This is a genomic window from Marinobacter sp., from assembly GCF_014859525.1.
Taxonomy (GTDB): domain Bacteria; phylum Pseudomonadota; class Gammaproteobacteria; order Pseudomonadales; family Oleiphilaceae; genus Marinobacter.
In genome coordinates this window covers 18,748-37,757 of record NZ_JACUUB010000004.1, presented here as the reverse complement: position 1 = coordinate 37,757, position 19,010 = coordinate 18,748, and the positions used below count along the sequence as shown (strand labels likewise).

Below are 19,010 nucleotides of genomic sequence, written 5' to 3'. Positions count from 1 at the left end.
ACAAAACCCGCAAACAGCCAATGATCTGGCAGATTGCGGGTTCCGGTCTTTGCATTTGAGGTAAGGGTTAGCTGACCTTACCGCAACACTGCTTGTACTTCTTGCCAGACCCGCAAGGACAGGGCTCGTTTCGGCCAACCTTGCGCTCCTGGCGAACAAAGGTGTCCGGAGTAGCCTGCTGTCGCGCTTCCGGCGCATCGCCCTGGGTCGCGCTGGTCTCGTCATGGCGCAACTTGGCGCGAGCCAGATCCCGCTCCAGCTCTTCCTTCCGGCGACGCTCGATTTCTTCCATTTCTTCGCGACTTTGCACCCGGACATGGCAAAGCACCCGTATAACGTCACGCTTCATGGTCTCAAGCATGCCTTCAAACAGGTTAAATGCCTCGCGCTTGTACTCCTGCTTCGGGTTCTTCTGGGCATAACCGCGCAGGTGAATACCCCGGCGCAAATGATCCATATTCGACAAATGCTCTTTCCAGAGGGTGTCCAGCACCTGCAGGAAAACCTGCTTCTCGAAATTGCGCATGGGTTCGGCGCCGGCAATTTCCTCTTTCGCTTTGTACTCAGCGACAATGGCGCCCAGAATTTTCTCGCGCAGATTCTCTTCATGCAGCTTGCTGTCTTCGTCCAGCCAGGCCTGAACCGGCAGGTCGATGGACATTTCAGACTGCAACTGACTTTCCAGCCCCGGCACATCCCACTGCTCAGGCATGCTCTGAGGCGGAATGTATTCGCTGACCATGGCGTCTACCACATCCTCACGGATGGTATTGATCATCTCGGAGATGTCGTTAGACGCCATTACCTCATTGCGCTGATCGTAGATGACCGTTCGCTGATCGTTGGCGACGTCATCGTATTCCAGCAGCGTTTTACGCATATCAAAGTTACGGCCTTCAACCTTACGCTGGGACTTTTCGATCGCGTTGGTGACCATCCGGTGCTCGATGGCTTCACCTTTTTTCATGCCCATCGCCTGCATCAGGTTCTTCACCCGCTCAGGTGCGAAGATCCGCATCAGGTTATCTTCCAGCGACAAGAAGAAGCGCGAGGAGCCCGGATCACCTTGCCGACCGGCACGACCCCGCAACTGGTTATCAATCCGGCGGGATTCGTGGCGCTCGGTACCAATGATGTGCAGGCCGCCGGCTTCCAGTACCTGGTTATGCAACTCGCTCAGCTCCGCCTTCAATCGGGCAACCTCCTCCTCCGAGGGATTGTCCATAACGGCCACCTCAAACTCCCAGTTACCACCCAGCACGATGTCGGTACCCCGACCCGCCATGTTGGTCGCGATAGTCACCGCACCCGGGCGACCCGCCTGAGCGATGATCATGGCTTCAGATTCGTGCTGTTTGGCGTTCAGGATCTTGTGATCAATCCGTGCCTTCTTGAGCAGCATCGACAGCAACTCAGACGCTTCGATCGATGCGGTACCCACCAGCACCGGACGACCATCCGCGGTCACGTCTTTGATCTCATCAATAATGGCGTGGAACTTCTCTTCCTGAGTGAGATACACCAGATCGTTGTAATCAATCCGCTGAATCGGCTTGTTGGGCGGGATAACCACCACGTCCAGACCGTAAATCTGACGGAACTCGAAGGCTTCGGTATCGGCAGTACCGGTCATGCCGGCCAACTTGTCGTACAAGCGGAAATAGTTCTGGAACGTTGTCGAGGCCAGGGTTTGGCTTTCGGCCTGGATCTTCAGACCTTCTTTCGCCTCGATAGCCTGATGCAAGCCCTCGCTCCAGCGACGGCCCGGCATGGTGCGGCCCGTATGCTCATCAACAATAACGACCTGCCCCCCCTGCACAATGTAATCCACATCTTTCTGGAACAGGTGATGCGCGCGCAGTGCCGAGTGCACATGATGCAGCAGGCTCAGGTTCGCCGCTGAATAGAGGCTTTCGCCCTCTTTCAGCAAGTCCTGACTGAGCAGCAGCTCTTCCACTTTCTCGTGGCCGGCTTCGGTCAGCTCAACCTGGCGTGATTTCTCATCAATCGTAAAATCGCCCGTAGTATCGACGGCATCGTCTTCACTGACTTCACCCTTTTCCAGGCTCGGGATCAGCGTGTTTATAGCCTGATACATCTTGGAGGAATCTTCCGCCGCACCGGAAATAATCAGCGGGGTACGGGCTTCGTCAATCAGGATCGAGTCTACTTCGTCAACAATAGCGTAGTTAAGCCCCCGCTGGACCTTATCATCAATACTGAAGGCCATGTTGTCGCGGAGGTAGTCAAAGCCGAATTCGTTGTTGGTACCGTAGGTAATATCAGCCTGGTAGGCTGCTCGCTTTTCTTCTGGCGGCTGGCCGGCTACAACCACCCCAACCTGCATGCCAAGAAAGCGGTACAGCTTGCCCATCCACTCAGCATCACGGCTGGCCAGGTAATCGTTGACGGTAACAACGTGTACACCCTTACCAGGCAAAGCGTTGAGATAAACGGCGGCCGTTGCCACCAGCGTCTTGCCCTCGCCGGTTTTCATTTCGGCAATGTGCCCTTCGTGCAGGGTCATACCACCCACCAGCTGGACATCGTAGTGACGCATGCCCATGACCCGGCGGCTGGCCTCTCTCACCGTGGCAAATGCTTCAGGAAGAAGCTTGTCCAGCGCTTCGCCATCTTCAAGGCGGCGGCGGAACTCGGCGGTCTTACCCTGCAACTCGGAATCCGACAACCCGCCAAACTGCTCTTCAAGCTCATTGATGCGCAGGGCGACCTTGCGCATTCTTTTGACTTCTCGGGCGTTTTTACTGCCGAACATCTTCGTTGCAAGCTTTGTGAACATAGACCACTGCTTCTTCAGTTAAACGGAGGAAGCCGGCATTCTAACCTTATTTGGTGACAGGACAAAAGGTGGGGTTCACGGGAATGGAATCAGCGGCTTGCGCGCGTGATGTATTTCTCGGGGTTTTCAGTCTTTCCATTGCGGATAACTTCAAAATGCACGTGCGGTCCGGTCGAGCGTCCAGTGCTGCCCATCAGCGCAACAACCTGACCCTTCTGCACCACATCGCCGGTTTCTACTTTCACCGTCTTCGCGTGTGCGTAACGGGTGACCAGCCCGCCGCCATGATCAACCTCAACCAGATTGCCATATCCAAATCGATCTCCGGCAAACGTCACAACGCCGGCACCGACGGTAATGATATCGCTGCCTTCCTTACCCGCCAGGTCGACGCCACCATGCCAGCGACGCTTACCGGTGAATGGATCGGTGCGGTAACCGTAACGCGACGACAACCAGCCCCAGGTGATTGGCCGGCCCTGCAAATAAAGCTCATCTTCCAGCCTGTTGCGGGAGGACACCTGATCTAACAGGCGCAGCTGTTTTTCCCGATCATCAATCAACAACTCTAATTGATCGAGCATCTCGGTTAACTCAGAGGGACTGTATGAATCGCCTCCCACGGAATCTTCCGGACCACCAACGGCGGCGGGCTGATCGAAATTGAACTCACCACTGGTCACCAGTCCGGACTCAACAAAGCGCTGACCCAACGCATCCAGCCGAAGTAACCGCCCCTGAATAGCCCCCAGTCGAATGGTCAGTGCGTCGATCTGCTCCTGCACACCTTCGCGGATGTCAGACACTTCGCTGCGCTGCTGATTCAGCTTTTGCTGCCAGTCAGCCACCCACTCGGATTCGGTCGGCTGCCGGGTTTCCGCGGTGCTGACCGCAAACTGATAGCCCGCCCACCCGGCAGCAACCAGAATCGCCGCCACCAAAAATGCCAGTCCGGCAATCACTCCGGCATTGAGCGGAAGCGCTCGCGAACGGCCGTGGCGCTTGCCAATGAAGATTACATTCATATTGTCGTTCGATGTCATTGTAGAGCCGCAACCATGTCCTTGTAGTGCTGCGACCCGGAAATAATAATCCGAGCGGTTCTGCTATCCTTAGCAACAACTACGTACTGATAAATCGTAGCGCTCGGTAGACACACTCGTCGATGTCAATGTAAAACGAGTGCATGACCAACGCTACGCACAAAACGTGCAGAAGTGTAACCAATCGTAAACAGCCACGTCGAGAAAAAACCGGCTATGCGCGAAAAAAATGACCAAAAAATGATCTTTGGCAAAGTGCCTTCCGGGCCCGGCTCAACACTTAAAGCTCTGCTCACCAAAGCGGAGCTGCACCAGCAAGCCGAGCAACTTGTGCTGGCCGCCATTCCGCAAGAGTTGACCGATGGCACTCGCTTTGTCAGTTGTGCCGATGGCGAACTGGTGCTGGCAACCGACAATGCTGGCAGAGCCACGCGCCTGCGCTTCAGGCAACATGAAATTATGGAAGCACTGCGTCAGGAGGAGCTTTTCAGGTTCGTCTGGAAGGTAAAAGTGAAGGTGTCGCCACTCAGATTCCGGCCCAGGCCGGTGGTCAAAACCAGCCCTCTCAGCAAAGAAAATGCCCGACTCCTCAAAGAGGAAGCCGGGCACACGAAGGATAAAGCATTACGCGAGGTTCTCGAAAAACTCGCAGGCCACGTCCGGGATTAAGGCGTCCCGCCTTAAGCCTGAGCCGCCATCGCAGGCTTCATATAAGAGATAGGTGCAGTCGCCTCATCATCGAAGGTAACCACTTCCCATGCGTCTTCTTCCGCTCTGAGCTTTCGCAGCAACTTGTTATTCAGATCGTGACCAGATTTGATGCCACGGAACTCACCAATCAGGCTGTTGCCCAACAGGTAAAGGTCACCGATCGCATCCAATACCTTGTGTTTGACAAACTCATCTTCGTAACGGAGACCGTCTTCGTTAAGAATTTTGTAGTCGTCGACCACAATGGCGTTATCAACACTACCGCCGAGCGCGAGGTTCATCGCGCGCAGCTTCTCGATATCACGCATGAACCCGAAGGTACGGGCGCGAGACACTTCTTTTACGAACGATGTGCTTGAGAAGTCGACCGTCGCCGTTTGGGCGCGACCTTTGAACACCGGGTGATCAAAATCGATGCCAAAGCTGACCTTGAAGCCTTCAAACGGCAGGAAGGTCGCCTTTTTGTCGCCTTCTTCAATCGTGACTTCTCGTTTGATGCGGATAAAGCGCTTGGCTGAATCCTGCTCCCAGATGCCCGCAGACTGAAGCAAGAAGACAAATGGGCCCGCAGAACCATCCATAATCGGCACTTCGGCCGCGCTCAGCTCAACAAAGCAGTTGTCTATGCCGAGACCAGCCATGGCGGAGAGCAAGTGCTCAACCGTCGCCACACGGACACCGTCTTTTACCAGCGTCGTGGACAGCATGGTCTCACCTACATTTTCAGCGCAGGCACGGATTTCGACCATCGGGTCAAGATCGGTGCGGCGGAAGATGATACCCGTATCGACCGGAGCCGGCTTGAGGGTCAGATATACCTTTTCCCCCGAATGCAGGCCAATACCGGTCGCACGGATGGTATTTTTGAGTGTCCGTTGTCTGATCATCGGTTCATTATTCCGTCACAAAAGTTCGATATTCTAAGCAAAAAGCTGCCCGGAGAATATCAGAATTCAAAACTGAGCACCATTTAACCAATGTGACTTTACTTAACATTTGCAATAGTCACCGGCTATGCCAATCAGCTCACGTTTGACAGGGGCTTACGGTTCCACCCTCTTGCATGAAACCTGCCCCGCGTCACATTAGCGACAGATTATCAATCAGCCTGCCTGCGAAGGAATGCGGGAATATCGAGATAGTCCACGCCTTGTTCTTCGCTTTCTTTGCTCTGATCCAAAGCCACATTACCGTGGGATACCGCGCGACGACGCAGCACGGCCGGCCGATCCAGCTGGTTGTAGTCGGTTTTACCATCCAGGGTACGGGTATTGTCCACCACCTTGGCCGGTTTCTCGCGATCGCCACCCAAGCCGGTAGCAACCACGGTTACCTTCAGCTCATCGGTCATTTCCGGATCAATAACCGTACCCACCACAACAGTGGCAGAGTCTGAGGCAAACTCCCGAACGATATCACCGACTTCGGAGAACTCACCCAGATTAAGATCCATACCTGCGGTAATGTTGACCAGAATACCCTTGGCACCCTGCAGATTGATGTCCTCGAGCAGCGGGCTACGCACCGCGGCTTCAGCGGCCTCGCGGGCACGGTTTTCACCGGTTGCGCGGCCAGTGCCCATCATGGCGTTGCCCATTTCAGACATGACAGTTTTAACGTCCGCAAAATCGACGTTAATCATGCCGTTGCGGGTAATCAGGTCGGCAATGCCCTGAACTGCACCCAGAAGAACGTCGTTGGCTGAGGCAAAGGCGTCCAGAAGACTGGTTTTCTTGCCCATAACCGCCAGCAGTTTTTCGTTGGGAATGGTGATCAGGGAGTCAACGCTCTCTTCCAGCTCACGCAGGCCAGACTCCGCCACACTCATTCGCTTGCCGCCTTCAAACTGGAACGGCTTGGTAACAACGGCCACGGTAAGAATACCCAGCTCCCGGGCCACTTCGGCAACCACAGGAGCCGCACCAGTACCCGTACCGCCACCCATACCGGCGGTGATGAACACCATATCTGAGCCGCTCAACGCCTCGGCGATACGATCACGGTCTTCAAGGGCAGACTGACGACCTACTTCCGGGTTGGCCCCCGCGCCCAGCCCTTTGGTGATGTTGCCACCAAGCTGGATAATCTGACGTGCATCCAGGTCTTTCAAAGCCTGGGCATCGGTATTGGCGCAGATAAACTCCACACCTTCAATGTCGCTGTTAAGCATGTGCCGAACGGCGTTACCGCCGCCACCACCAACACCGACAACCTTGATTACTGCGTTTTGCTGAACGCTATCAACGAGTTCAAACATTTCCCCTACTCCTTCGTGCTGTTTCCGGTCTTTCCAGACCGGTTTCATTCGATCGTTGTGTATTTTTCGAGATACCTTCGTGTACTACCTGCTAATCCACCGTCAGAAATGACCGGTGAACCAGGCTTTCATGCGCTCAACCAGCGAGGGGGCATCCTCACCTTTAAGCACCGGCGCCCGGCCAAGATCCATTTGCCGAAAGCCATGAATCAACAAGCCCACGCCGGTGGCGTAAATCGGGTTGTTGACTACTTCCGTCATGCCGGAGACCGCCTGCGGACAGGCCAGCCTTACCGGCATGTGGAAGATTTCCTCAGCCAGCTCAACCACCCCTTCCATGGTGGACGAACCGCCTGTAATCACGATGCCAGCCGGAATCATGTCTTCAAATCCGGACCGGCGAAGCTCTGATTGCACCAGGGTGAACAGCTCTTCATAGCGAGGCTCGACTACTTCCGCCAGCGCCTGTCGGGACAGGTCTCTGGGCGCACGATCGCCAACACTTGGCACCTTGATGGTTTCATCAGCGCCAGCAAGCTGAGTCAGCGCGCAGGCGTATTTGATCTTGATTTCCTCGGCATTCTGCGTTGGTGTCCGCAGCGCCATGGCAATATCGTTAGTGACCTGGTCGCCAGCAATGGGGATCACTGCGGTATGCCGGATGGCACCACCCGTAAACACGGCGATATCGGTGGTTCCACCGCCGATGTCCACCACACAGACACCCAGTTCTTTTTCGTCTTCCGTCAGGATCGCGTGGCTGGAAGCCAACTGCTCCAGAATGATGTCATCCACCTCAAGACCACAACGTTTGACGCATTTTTCAATGTTCTGGGCCGCGTTCACCGCACAGGTCACCAGGTGCACCTTGGCTTCCAGGCGCACACCGGACATGCCCATGGGCTCCTTGATGCCCTCCTGGTTATCGATCACGAATTCCTGCGGCAGAATGTGCAGAATCTTCTGATCCGCCGGAATCGCTACCGCCTGGGCTGCGTCAATCACCCGGTCAATGTCGGCCTGGGTTACTTCGCGATCCCGTATAGCCACAATACCGTGGGAATTCAGACTCTTGATGTGGCTACCGGCAATGCCCGCGTAGACCGAATGAATCCGACAACCGGCCATCAGCTCGGCCTCTTCCACCGCTCGCTGGATGGCTTGAACCGTGGTTTCAATGTTCACCACCACCCCGCGCTTGAGGCCACGAGACGGGTGTGAACCAATCCCGACCACTTCGATGGTTCCATCCATCTTGCGCTTGCCGACAATCGCAACCACTTTGGAAGTTCCGATATCCAGTCCGACAATCATGTTTTCCGTTTCAACCGATGACATGTGTTTCACCAAACCCCAGGTTCGTAATAATCGTTATCAGGATTTCGGAGCGGCAATTCCCGCATCCGCCTTCCACTGCACCGCCACGCCATTGGAATAGCGGACATCAACCCGACTGACTTCATCTACTCTGGCAGCCAACCGGTTTTCATAAACTGTGATAAAACGCTCAAAGCGCTGCTCGATTTTGTCCCTGCCCAGGACCACTTCAATGCCGTTCGACAGAGTCAGGGTCCAGGCACCCCGCTGCTCCACCGACAAACCGGCAAACCCGAGTCCATAGTCGGCCAGCTGGTCACTCATGGATCGAGCCATGGCGATTACATCCCGAACCCGCGCGTCTGGTCCCTCCAGTCGCGGCAATCGTCCCGCCACTTCAGGATTCGGCGGTGAGAACAGCTCTCCGGAGCGACTCACGAGGCGACCGTCGGTCCAGTACGCCAGCGGTTTCTTCTCACGAATGTCGATTTCCAGCCGCCCCGGCCAGACCCGTTTAACCGCCGCCGAAGCGACCCATGGCCGCTGTTCCAGTTCGGCTTTGATTTCCGCCAGGTCGGTTGCGAAGTAGCTTTTGCCAATCCAGGCACCAGCGGATCGTTCAATACCAACCCGGCTGTCACCGACAAACTCACCACGCACATCCACAGCGACAATCTGCTGATCCATTGCCGTCAGCAGGCGGTCGGTTGCCCAGGGCACCATGGCGGCCAACAACACAATGGTTGCCCCCAATCCAACTTGCAGCCAGGGCACTGCCGCCAAAACGGCTTTTAATACACCAAACCGATCCGACCCCGAGTCGACAGAGGTTGCGCCCCGTCGACGAGGTTGCTCAGGCGGGACCGCCCGGCTTCGGATCAGCAACGTTTCAAGCATTCCCCGCCTCCGGCAGAGTGTCTTTGAGAATCCGCACCACCAGCTCTTCAAAGCTGATGCCCGCTGCCCGTGCCGACATCGGCACCAGACTGTGATCAGTCATGCCCGGTACCGTGTTGACCTCCAGCAGCCAGAACTCACCTGCCGCATCCTGCATGATGTCTACCCGGCCCCAGGTCCGGCAGCCCACCACTCGGAATGCATCCAATGCCAGATGCTGCAAACGGATTTCGTCGTCCGGTTCCAGTCCGCACGGAATCCGGTAGCGGGTGTCGTCGGCCAGGTACTTGGCGTCGTAATCATAAAACGCGTGATCGGTACTCAAGCCAATGGCCGGCAGCGCCTTGCCTTGCAGCAGGCTGACGGTAAATTCCGGGCCCTCAATCCACTGCTCGACCAACACCAGATCATCCATGGCGGCGGCTTCGAGATAGGCTTCTGCCAATTCGGCAGCACTGACTACCTTGCGGATACCAATACTGGAGCCTTCATGAGCTGGTTTGACGCTCAGCGGTGCACCCAGATGGGCGAAAATGTCTTCCGCTTCAGCGACCGACGTCATGGCCCGGAACGCCGGCGTTGGCAGGCCACAACCTTCAAACACGTATTTGGTGCGCAGCTTGTCCATCGCCAGTGCTGACGCCAGCACTTCACTGCCGGTATACGGAATGCCGGCCTGGCCCAGGATCGCCTGCAAGGTGCCGTCTTCGCCACCACGGCCATGCAGTGCGATAAACACACGATCATAATCCGGCTCGTCGACGGTACGCAGCAGGCAGCCCTGCACGTCAACACCAAATGCATCAACACCGGCCGACTGCAGCGCAGACAGCACCGCCTGGCCACTCTTCAAAGACACTGCCCGCTCGGCAGAATCTCCGCCCATAAACACCGCGACACGACCCAGAGCCTTCACCAGTTCCGGCGCCGCCTGATACGGCAGTGTATTGCTATGGCTCAAGTCACCCACTTTTTGCCACCCCCGCTGCGGCCAGTCGCGATGCAACGCCGCCAATGTCTCCCGCTCCCTGGGTAATCAGCAGATCACCGTTCTGGAGCACATTCGCGAGCAGGTCCTCGATTTCATGGTTATCTTCAACAAACACCGGCTCGACCTTGCCGCGCTGCCGGATACTGCGGCACAGAGCGCGACCGTCGGCACCCGGAATCGCCGGCTCGCCTGCAGAGTAGACTTCCATCAACAGCAAGCCGTCTGGCTCTGCCAGTACCCGAACAAAGTCTTCGTAAAGATCCCGCGTACGGGTGTAACGATGCGGCTGATACAGCATAACGATTCGGCGTCCTGGCCAGGCGTCCCGGGCGGCACGGATCACCGCTTCCACTTCGGTGGGGTGATGGCCGTAATCATCCACCAGCGTGACGGATCCCTCAGCAATCGAGTATTCGCCATAGACCTGGAAACGCCGACCGACACCGGCAAACCCTGCCAGACCTCTACAAATGGCCTGATCATCCACGCCTTCGTCAGTGGCCACGGCGATGGAGGCCAGAGCATTCAGAACGTTATGGCGTCCTGGCATCTTCAACTCAACGTCCAGATCAGACCGCCCGCCGGGCCTGCGCACCACGAACCGTGTTTTAAGACCGTCAGAAACGATCTGCTCGGCGCGATAATCGGCTTCTGGATTATCAATACCGTAGGTGATGATGGCCCGGGAGATTCTTGGCAGAATCTCCTGAACGTAATCGTCGTCGATGCACATTACCGCAATGCCGTAAAACGGCAGATTGTGAAGAAAATCGACAAACGTCTGCTTCAGCTTTTCAACGTCACCGCCATAGGTATCCATGTGATCGGCTTCAATATTGGTGACCACAGAAATTACCGGCGTCAGGTGCAGGAACGACGCATCGCTTTCATCCGCCTCCGCCACCAGGTAGCGCGACCCACCGAGCTGGGCATTGGTACCCGCACTGTTGAGTTTGCCGCCGATCACGAAGGTCGGATCCAGCCCAGCCTCACCCAGAATCGAGGCAATCAGACTGGTGGTGGTGGTTTTACCGTGGGTACCTGCGATCGCAATGCCATGGCGGTAACGCATGATTTCCGCCAGCATTTCTGCACGGGGCACGATGGGTACCCGGCGCTTGCGAGCCGCGACTACTTCCGGGTTATCACTGGCGACGGCAGATGACACCACCACGACGTCGGCACCTTCAGTGTTTTCTTCGCGATGACCGATCTGTACTTCCACGCCCATGGCACGCAAGCGATCGGTGACAGCGCTTTCTTTCAGATCTGAGCCAGACACGTCATAGCCCTGGTTCTTGAGAACCTCGGCAATGCCACTCATGCCAGCGCCACCGATACCAACAAAGTGAATTTGGCGAATGCGGCGCATTTCCGGCACCTGATAAACCAGTGGCGGATTGGTTGTATCAGCCATTGGCGGCCTCCAGACAGTAATTCACGACTCTCTCCGTTGCATCAGGGCGGGCCAGCGAGCGCGCAGCCTTTGCCATGTTCAGAATTCGTTCCCGGTTAGCGGCCAGATCCTGCAAGGTTTCCGCCAGCACCTCCGGGCTCATTTTCGACTGCGGTATTAAAATGGCCGCGCCGGCTTTGACCATATGCTGACCGTTCTGCGTTTGATGATCATCCACCGCGTGGGGGAATGGCACCAACACCGCGCCCACACCCGCCGCGCAAAGCTCGGATACGGTCAAAGCTCCGGCACGGCATACCACCAGATCCGCCCAGCTGTAGGCTTCCGCCATGTCTTTGATGAAAGGCTCGATACGGGCCTCCACGTCAGCGGCTTTATAAGCAGTGCGGGCAGCCTCCAGATTCTTTTCACCACACTGGTGCCGCACGTCCGGACGTTGCGCACTCGGCAGCAAAGCCAACGCCTGCGGTAGCTGCTGATTGAATACCTGAGCACCAAGGCTGCCACCAATCACCAGGATACGAACCGGGCCATTGCGATCTTTCAGGCGCTGCTCTGGGTCGGCTATGCCGGCGACATCCCTGCGCACCGGATTACCTGTGCATCGGGTAATGACTTTGTCTCCAAAACTACCGGGGAACGCCTCCAGTACAGTTTCAGCAAACCGGGTCAGCCAACGATTGGTCATGCCGGCAATAGCGTTCTGCTCATGAATCACCAGTGGCGTCTTCCGTAACCAGGCGGCAACACCGCCGGGGCCGGTAACAAACCCGCCCATTCCCACCACACAGTCCGGCTTAATCTGACGCAGCAGGGTAAAAGCCTCTCCCAGTGCCCGCATCAGGCGGAACGGAGCAGACAGCAACGCCAGCTTGCCTTTACCACGTAAGCCCGAGATATGAATCAGTGACAACGGAATATCCGTATCGCCAATCAAGCGTTCTTCCATACCACCTTTAGCACCCAGCCAGAACACTTCGTGGCCTTTCTCCTGCAGCGCCCGGGCTGTTGCCAGCGCCGGGAACACATGGCCACCGGTACCACCGGCCATCATCAAGAAACGACGGGGCTCAGTCATAAACCGCACCTCCCCGTGGCGTGTTCTTGGTTTTCTCCGAACTCATCCGCACTTTGTCCAACCGTTCCAGCTCCACTCTTGCCAGTACGCCAAGGCCAATGCAGGTAATCAAAAGGCTGGAGCCGCCATAGCTGACCAGCGGTAAGGTCAGACCCTTGGTAGGCAACAGACCTGTGCTCACCGCCATGTTGATGCCCGCCTGCAGGCCCATCAGCAGGGTGATGCCGTAACTGAAACAGGCCCCAAAGGGCATCTCTGCTTTCTCTGCACGCCGCGCAATCATGAAACCGCTGACCACCATGGCGGTAAACAAGCCCAACACAATCAATGAACCCAGTAAGCCGAACTCTTCGGCAATGATGGCGAAAATAAAGTCGGTGTGTGCCTCTGGCAGAAAGAACAGCTTCTGAATGGAATTGCCCAGGCCGACGCCACCCCATTCGCCCCGCCCGAAGGCGATCAACGACTGAGTTAGCTGATAGCCGGTGTCAAACTGGTCTTTCCACGGATCCAGATAGCTCACCACTCGCTTTAATCGGTAGGGCTGGGTTGCGACCAGTATCGTACCCAGCACGACCAGAACGCCGACCAACGGGGCGAAACGCGTCAGCCTGACGCCACTCAGAAAAATCATGCCCGCCGCTGCCGTCACCAACACCACAGTGGCACCAAAATCCGGCTGAATAACCAACAACATGGACGCCACACCAAGCACAATCAGCGGTTTGAAAAAGCCCAGCCAGGTGTTGAGCAGTTCATCGCGGCGGCGCACTACGTAGCCTGCCAGATAGGCAATCAGGCACAGCTTGGCCACTTCGGATACCTGGACGTTAAACAGGCCAAGGGGGATCCAGCGGGTTGAACCATTCACCGTGCGTCCCAGTGGCGTCAGTACCAAAATAAGTACCAACATGCCGATTGCCAGCAACAACCAACCACTGCGCTCCCACCAGGACACCGGCACGTTAACGGCGATCAACGCCACCACGCAGCCGAGTGCCGCAAAAATGACCTGCCGAATAACGTAGTGATAGCTGTTGCCCATGGTGACTGCAGCCATGTCCATAGATGCAGACGAAATCATCACCACGCCCATAACCAGAAGCGCGACCGATGTCACCACCAACACAGCCAGCGGCTGAACATCACCAATCCAGGTTTGCTGACGATAGGCGCCTGCGTGGGTGTGCATCACAGTGCCTCCACCAGGTGACGGAATTGATCGCCGCGATCGCTGTAATCCCGGAACATGTCGAAGCTTGCACAGGCGGGTGACAACACAACCCGGTCACCCGCCAGGGCTTGGACCCTAGCCTCGGACACCGCGTCCGCCAGAGACTCGGCTCTAACAATCGTAACGTCGTTGGTCAGCGTTTGGGCGATGGTATCCGCGTCACGACCAATCAGCACCACTGCGCGACAATGGCACTGTACGGGTTCCGCCAATGGGGCAAAGTCAGCACCTTTACCATCACCACCGGCAATCAGAATGACCTTTCCCTGCTCTGGCGCCAGGCTTTCGATAGCCGCGACGGTGGCACCCACGTTGGTGCCTTTGGAATCATTGATGTAGTCCACGCCGTCCAGGTTGCGCACAAATTCGCAACGATGAGGCAGGCCCCGGAATGCCCGAGCCGCCTCCAGCATGGCCGTCATGGGCAAACCGGCCGCCTGCCCCAGAGCCAAAGCTGCCATAACATTGCTGATATTGTGCCGGCCGAGCAGCTGCAACTCGCTGGCCAACAGGAGGTTATCGAAGCCGAACGTGATCCAGGTGCCCTGATCATCGTCCCGCGTGCTGAAGGTTTCCGGGTTAACCCGGTTAAAACCGAAGCAGACAAACCGAAGGTTATCCCGGGCCATCGGCGTGCTCAGCGCGTCATCCAGATTGACCACGGCATTCCTGCTGCCTCGGTAGATCCGCTGCTTGGCCTGGAAGTAGGCCATTTTGTCCGGGTAGCGATCCATGTGATCGTCACTGACGTTCAAAACGGTTGCGACCTCGGCTTTCAGCTCATCCGTGGTCTCCAACTGAAAGCTCGACAACTCCAGCACGTAGAGTTCGGCTCCTTTTCCAAGAAGAGCCAGCGCTGGCGTGCCGATATTGCCACCCACCTGCACATTGCGGCCGGCGGCTTTCGCCATCTCGCCGACCAGCGTGGTCACGGTGGTTTTGCCGTTCGAGCCGGTGATCGCGATGATGGGAGCGTCTGCAGCTTCGGCAAACAGATCAATGTCACCACGAATGCTTGCGCCATTGGCAGCAGCCCAGGCAATGGCTGGCTCCGCAACGCTGATTCCGGGGCTCACGACCAGTTCGTTAAAACCGGCCAATACGCTGTGATCGAACTCACCAAGGTAAACCGGCACGTCTGGCCAACCGTCCTGCAACTCCTGCAAACCGGGTGGATCTTGCCGACTGTCTGCCACCGCGATATCCCGGCCTTGTTCGGACAGATAGCGCACGCAGGAGAGCCCGGTTTTACCGAGCCCTACCACCAATGTGCGACGATCCGAAACAATGACACTCATAGTCGTTTCAATTTCCTATCGGATTTTCAGACTGGCCAGACCAATCAGGACCAGAACCACAGTAACTACCCAGAACCGCACAATAACTCGCGGCTCCGGCCAGCCTTTCAATTCAAAATGGTGATGAAGCGGTGCCATCCGGAAGATGCGACGACCGGTCAATCGGTACGACGCCACCTGCAAAATCACCGATATGGTTTCCATCACAAACACACCGCCCATAATGAACAGCACGATTTCCTGGCGCACGATGACGGCCACGACCCCCAGTGCCGCCCCAAGCGCCAGCGCACCCACATCACCCATGAAAACCTGGGCCGGATAGGTGTTGAACCAGAGAAACCCAAGCCCGGCGCCAACCAGTGCGCAACAGAAAATGATCAGCTCACCGGCACCCGGCAAATGTGGGATCAACAGATAGTTCGCAAACTGCGCATGGCCAGACACATAGGCAAAAATAGCCAGGGCGCCCGCCACCATTACCGTCGGCATAATGGCCAGGCCGTCCAGACCGTCGGTCAGGTTGACCGCATTACTGCTGCCGACAATCACGAAGTAGGTCAGCAGAATGAACATGACCGGGCCGAGTGTCAGCGACACATCCTTCAGGAATGGCAGGTAAAGCGAGGTTTCCTGGGGCAAGGTGGCGGTGGTGTAAAGCACCACCGCAGCGGCGGCGCCGATCACCGACTGCCAAAAATACTTCCAGCGCCCGGGCAAACCGCGCGGGTTGCGTTCTACCACCTTTCGATAATCATCCACCCAGCCAATCGCACCAAACAACAGGGTGACCGATAACACGACCCATACATATCGGTTGCTCAGGTCCGCCCACAGCAAAGTTGATACTGCTATCGCCACCAGAATCAACGCACCGCCCATCGTGGGCGTGCCGGCTTTACTGAGGTGAGTTTGCGGACCGTCATCCCGCACCGCTTGACCGATCTGGTATTGACTCAGTTTTCGAATCATTACCGGGCCAATCAGCAGTGAAATCAGCAATGCGGTAAGCACACCCATGATCGCGCGCAGTGTCAGGTACTGAAACACGGTCAGGGCGGAAAAGTACTGCGATAGAATCTCTGTCAGCCAGAGCAGCATGTGTTATTCACCTTTTTCTGAATCCCCTCTACCACACGATCCATGGCAGAACTGCGAGAACCTTTCACCAGCACGGTTATGGCCCCCTGGTTGCCACCAACGATGGCATCCACAGCCTGGTCATGGCTCTGGAATACTTCTGTCGTGCTACCGAAACCGGCCGCGTAACCTTCGCCGCCAGCACCTACCACCATTAAACGATCAATGCCTTGCTCCCGAGCATGATCGCCGACTTCACGATGCAGGGCTTCAGTATCCTGGCCCAGCTCAGCCATAGCGCCGAAGACGGCAATACGGGGCCCCGGGTAACCCGCCAACACATCGATCGCCGCTTTCATCGACAACGGGTTGGCGTTGTAACTGTCATCAATCAGCGTTAGCTCATCGGACGGCCTCAAAACCTGCAACCGGCCTTTTACCGCCTGCACTCTGCGCAAACCTTCAACGACCTGTTGCCCAGTGGCCCCCAGGGCTTTAGCCGCCGCCAAAGCCAGCAAACCGTTAGTGACGTTGTGCTCACCCGCCAGCGGAATCTGGACAAGGCATTGCCAGCCGTCCGGGCCGCAAACATCGACCTCAAAGCCTTCATCGAGGGCTTCGACGCCAGTCGCCAGGTAGTCCGCTTCCGGGTGTCCCAAACGAGACACACTGATCACCTTCCGTTGACCAGCCCGCTTTTGCCACTGACCAAACGCCGGATCATCCCGGTTAAGTACCACCACGCCGTCAGCCGGTACACCATCAATAATTTCACCTTTGGCAACCACAATGTTCTGATAGCTGCCAAAACCTTCAAGGTGAGCCTGACCGGCGTTGGTCAGCACCGCCACCTTCGGACGAACCACAGCAACGGTGTGTGCAATTTCGCCCAAACCACTGGCTCCCAACTCAACGGCACCGTATCGGTGCTCGGGTGCCAGCCGGAACAGCGTCAGCGGCACTCCGATGTGATTATTGAGGTTGCCCTCTGTCGCCAACGTCGGGCCCATAACCGTCAGGATTGCCGAGATCATTTCCCGTACCGTGGTCTTGCCGCTGCTGCCGGTGATCGCTACCAATTGCGCGTGGCTTTCGTTGCGATTTCCGGCAGCAAGTTGAGCCAGGGCGTTAACCGTATCGGCAACCACCAGCTGCGGGATGGCAACCGCACTGCTCGCGACATCGACCACCGCTGCCACTGCGCCCTTAGAGGTCGCCTGAGCCAGAAACTCGTGACCGTCAAATTGTTCGCCACGCAGAGCCACATATAACTGGCCCGGCAGCAGCGCTCTGGTATCCGTTGACACACCCTCAAACTGAATTGCGCCAATATCCACTGCAGTACCGGCAAGCTCGGCCTGCAGCCAGTCGCGGGCTTCTGCCAGCGAAAAATCGCGCATCATGCCACACCCCCATTGAGCTTCAACAGGTGGCGCACCTGCTCAGCATCGCTGAACGGGAGTTTCTGAGTGCCGATTTCCTGCCAGGCTTCATGGCCCTTACCCGCCACCAGCACAAGATCATTCGGGCCGGCCATTGCAACAGCTGCGGCAATGGCTTCGGCGCGATCATGGATAACCTGATGGCTCGACGCACCTTCAAAACCGTTCAAAATGTCGCGCACAATCCGCTCCGGATCCTCAGATCTCGGATTATCGTCAGTGACGATCACCACATCCGCCCGCTGTTGAGCTTCTCGAGCCATCTCGGGGCGCTTTCCAGGGTCACGATCCCCCCCGCAGCCAAAGACGCAAATTAACTGTCCCTCAACATGGGGTTTCAGAGCGGCCAACGCGTTCGCCAGTGCGTCCGGCGTGTGGGCATAATCCACTACCACTTGTTTTCCTTCGGTTCCGGTGAAGCGCTCCAACCGGCCAGGTGGTGGCACCAGGCTCGCCGTCGCAGCGACAGCCCGATCCACCGGCACACCCAGAGTTAACACCGTCGCCAATGCCGCCAGCACATTACTGGCATTGAAACTGCCCAGCAGTGGCACCTGCAGATCAAACTCACCCCATTGTCCGTCTACCCGGGCACGAAACCCTGAGGCAACCGGTGCAAAATCTTTCAGCCAAAGCTCGGTCTGAGCCTCATGCAGGCTGTATCGAACCCGGTCGCACTGACCCTCGAGCTGTTCATACAGCTGGCGCCCAAACGGATCATCAACATTAATCACGGAAAAATGCAGCTCTTCCCGCTGAAACAGCCGAGCTTTAGCTTCACCATAGGCGTCCATGGTGCCGTGGTAATCAAGATGATCCCGAGTCAAATTGGTGAACACCGCACCCGTCATAGTCAGCTTGTCAATCCGGCCCTGATCCAGCGCGTGAGAAGACACCTCCATGACAGCCGCCCGACCACCGTCGTTGCGAATCCGGTTAATCACCCGATTAACCTGCACCACGTCCGGCGTGGTATGCGTAGCTGGCTGGAGTTTGCCTGGCATACCGTAGCCGAGAGTTCCCAGCACGCCACAGGGGGTGCCGGTCTCACGTAACAATTGCGCGATGTATTCAGTAACCGAGGTTTTGCCGTTAGTGCCAGTCACCCCGATCAGTCGCAAATGGCGCGAAGGATGCTCAAAAAATCGATCTGCAATTCGCCCAAGCTGCGCCCTGAGACCTACCACAGGCACAATCAACGCACCGTGGCGCTCATGACACTCCCGGGGTTCAGCCGCCTCAAGGAGAATTGCCGTTGCCCCGGAGGCAATGGCCTGATCCACATAGCGTTCTGACCCGGTGTTCTTGCCGGATAACGCGACAAACGCATCCCCGGAACCGACTGATCGACTGTCTGTTTGCAAACCATGGATCGTGACATCGAATACCGACGGCACGTCAGCAATGCCTTGTAATAGATTGCTGATGGATGTGATGCACATGGC

At 56.8% G+C, this 19,010-nt stretch carries 15 protein-coding genes; 1 reads left to right on the top strand and 14 read right to left on the bottom strand.

Annotated features, from left to right (window positions below; translation table 11 throughout):
- Window positions 1-67 precede the first annotated feature (67 nt).
- Complete coding sequence (secA, locus tag IBX51_RS02220; RefSeq protein WP_291828266.1) at window positions 68-2,800, bottom strand: preprotein translocase subunit SecA; 2,733 nt, start codon at window positions 2,798-2,800, stop codon at window positions 68-70.
- An 89-nt stretch (window positions 2,801-2,889) separates the two neighbouring features.
- On the bottom strand, window positions 2,890-3,843 hold the full coding sequence (locus IBX51_RS02215) for a M23 family metallopeptidase (RefSeq protein ID WP_291828264.1): 954 nt from the start codon (window positions 3,841-3,843) through the stop codon (window positions 2,890-2,892).
- Between the two features lie 216 nt (window positions 3,844-4,059).
- On the opposite strand from IBX51_RS02215, the gene IBX51_RS02210 reads away from it, so the two are divergent.
- A complete protein-coding gene (locus tag IBX51_RS02210) occupies window positions 4,060-4,512 on the top strand; it encodes a DUF721 domain-containing protein (protein ID WP_291828262.1) in 453 nt (150 codons plus the stop codon).
- Window positions 4,513-4,523: 11 nt separating this feature from the next.
- Here the strand turns inward: IBX51_RS02210 and lpxC are convergent, their stop codons facing one another.
- From lpxC to IBX51_RS02150, 12 genes are all read right to left on the bottom strand, one after another.
- Window positions 4,524-5,441 (bottom strand): UDP-3-O-acyl-N-acetylglucosamine deacetylase, encoded by a 918-nt coding sequence (lpxC, locus tag IBX51_RS02205; protein ID WP_291828260.1) that lies wholly within the window; start codon window positions 5,439-5,441, stop codon window positions 4,524-4,526.
- 212 nt (window positions 5,442-5,653) lie between these two features.
- Complete coding sequence (ftsZ, locus tag IBX51_RS02200; RefSeq protein WP_291828257.1) at window positions 5,654-6,811, bottom strand: cell division protein FtsZ; 1,158 nt, start codon at window positions 6,809-6,811, stop codon at window positions 5,654-5,656.
- A 102-nt stretch (window positions 6,812-6,913) separates the two neighbouring features.
- A complete protein-coding gene (ftsA, locus tag IBX51_RS02195; RefSeq protein WP_291828255.1) occupies window positions 6,914-8,149 on the bottom strand; it encodes a cell division protein FtsA in 1,236 nt (411 codons plus the stop codon).
- Window positions 8,150-8,185: 36 nt separating this feature from the next.
- Window positions 8,186-9,025 carry a cell division protein FtsQ/DivIB gene (locus tag IBX51_RS02190; protein ID WP_291828253.1) on the bottom strand — a complete coding sequence of 280 codons (840 nt, stop codon included), beginning with the start codon at window positions 9,023-9,025 and terminating at the stop codon, window positions 8,186-8,188.
- Window positions 9,018-9,995, bottom strand: coding sequence for a D-alanine--D-alanine ligase (locus IBX51_RS02185; RefSeq protein ID WP_291828251.1), 978 nt, complete (start codon window positions 9,993-9,995; stop codon window positions 9,018-9,020). Before IBX51_RS02185 ends, IBX51_RS02190 begins: the two co-directional genes overlap by 8 nt.
- A complete protein-coding gene (gene murC / locus IBX51_RS02180) occupies window positions 9,988-11,433 on the bottom strand; it encodes a UDP-N-acetylmuramate--L-alanine ligase (protein ID WP_291828249.1) in 1,446 nt (481 codons plus the stop codon). Before murC ends, IBX51_RS02185 begins: the two co-directional genes overlap by 8 nt.
- Complete coding sequence (gene murG, locus IBX51_RS02175; RefSeq protein ID WP_291828247.1) at window positions 11,426-12,511, bottom strand: undecaprenyldiphospho-muramoylpentapeptide beta-N-acetylglucosaminyltransferase; 1,086 nt, start codon at window positions 12,509-12,511, stop codon at window positions 11,426-11,428. Before murG ends, murC begins: the two co-directional genes overlap by 8 nt.
- Entirely contained in the window at window positions 12,504-13,703 is a 1,200-nt protein-coding gene (gene ftsW / locus IBX51_RS02170; protein WP_291828245.1) for a putative lipid II flippase FtsW, read from the bottom strand. The genes murG and ftsW overlap by 8 nt, the downstream gene beginning before the upstream one ends.
- Window positions 13,703-15,043 (bottom strand): UDP-N-acetylmuramoyl-L-alanine--D-glutamate ligase, encoded by a 1,341-nt coding sequence (gene murD / locus IBX51_RS02165; RefSeq protein WP_291828243.1) that lies wholly within the window; start codon window positions 15,041-15,043, stop codon window positions 13,703-13,705. Before murD ends, ftsW begins: the two co-directional genes overlap by 1 nt.
- 15 nt (window positions 15,044-15,058) lie before the next feature.
- A complete protein-coding gene (mraY, locus tag IBX51_RS02160; protein WP_291828241.1) occupies window positions 15,059-16,144 on the bottom strand; it encodes a phospho-N-acetylmuramoyl-pentapeptide-transferase in 1,086 nt (361 codons plus the stop codon).
- The gene (murF, locus tag IBX51_RS02155; protein ID WP_291828239.1) at window positions 16,129-17,526 is read right to left on the bottom strand and encodes a UDP-N-acetylmuramoyl-tripeptide--D-alanyl-D-alanine ligase; all 1,398 of its coding nucleotides are present in this window, start codon (window positions 17,524-17,526) and stop codon (window positions 16,129-16,131) included. Before murF ends, mraY begins: the two co-directional genes overlap by 16 nt.
- The gene (locus tag IBX51_RS02150; protein ID WP_291828238.1) at window positions 17,523-19,007 is read right to left on the bottom strand and encodes a UDP-N-acetylmuramoyl-L-alanyl-D-glutamate--2,6-diaminopimelate ligase; all 1,485 of its coding nucleotides are present in this window, start codon (window positions 19,005-19,007) and stop codon (window positions 17,523-17,525) included. The genes murF and IBX51_RS02150 overlap by 4 nt, the downstream gene beginning before the upstream one ends.
- Window positions 19,008-19,010: the final 3 nt, after the last annotated feature.

Excerpts from the sequence above, each read along its gene's own strand:
- secA (WP_291828266.1), bottom strand. The coding sequence starts at position 2,800 with ATGTTCACAAAGCTTGCAACGAAGATGTTCGGCAGTAAAAACGCCCGA.
- IBX51_RS02215 (WP_291828264.1), bottom strand. The coding sequence starts at position 3,843 with ATGACATCGAACGACAATATGAATGTAATCTTCATTGGCAAGCGCCAC.
- IBX51_RS02210 (WP_291828262.1), top strand. The coding sequence starts at position 4,060 with ATGCGCGAAAAAAATGACCAAAAAATGATCTTTGGCAAAGTGCCTTCC.
- lpxC (WP_291828260.1), bottom strand. The coding sequence starts at position 5,441 with ATGATCAGACAACGGACACTCAAAAATACCATCCGTGCGACCGGTATT.
- ftsZ (WP_291828257.1), bottom strand. The coding sequence starts at position 6,811 with ATGTTTGAACTCGTTGATAGCGTTCAGCAAAACGCAGTAATCAAGGTT.
- ftsA (WP_291828255.1), bottom strand. The coding sequence starts at position 8,149 with ATGTCATCGGTTGAAACGGAAAACATGATTGTCGGACTGGATATCGGA.
- IBX51_RS02190 (WP_291828253.1), bottom strand. The coding sequence starts at position 9,025 with ATGCTTGAAACGTTGCTGATCCGAAGCCGGGCGGTCCCGCCTGAGCAA.
- murC (WP_291828249.1), bottom strand. The coding sequence starts at position 11,433 with ATGGCTGATACAACCAATCCGCCACTGGTTTATCAGGTGCCGGAAATG.
- murG (WP_291828247.1), bottom strand. The coding sequence starts at position 12,511 with ATGACTGAGCCCCGTCGTTTCTTGATGATGGCCGGTGGTACCGGTGGC.
- ftsW (WP_291828245.1), bottom strand. The coding sequence starts at position 13,703 with ATGCACACCCACGCAGGCGCCTATCGTCAGCAAACCTGGATTGGTGAT.
- murD (WP_291828243.1), bottom strand. The coding sequence starts at position 15,043 with ATGAGTGTCATTGTTTCGGATCGTCGCACATTGGTGGTAGGGCTCGGT.
- mraY (WP_291828241.1), bottom strand. The coding sequence starts at position 16,144 with ATGCTGCTCTGGCTGACAGAGATTCTATCGCAGTACTTTTCCGCCCTG.
- murF (WP_291828239.1), bottom strand. The coding sequence starts at position 17,526 with ATGATGCGCGATTTTTCGCTGGCAGAAGCCCGCGACTGGCTGCAGGCC.
- IBX51_RS02150 (WP_291828238.1), bottom strand. The coding sequence starts at position 19,007 with ATGTGCATCACATCCATCAGCAATCTATTACAAGGCATTGCTGACGTG.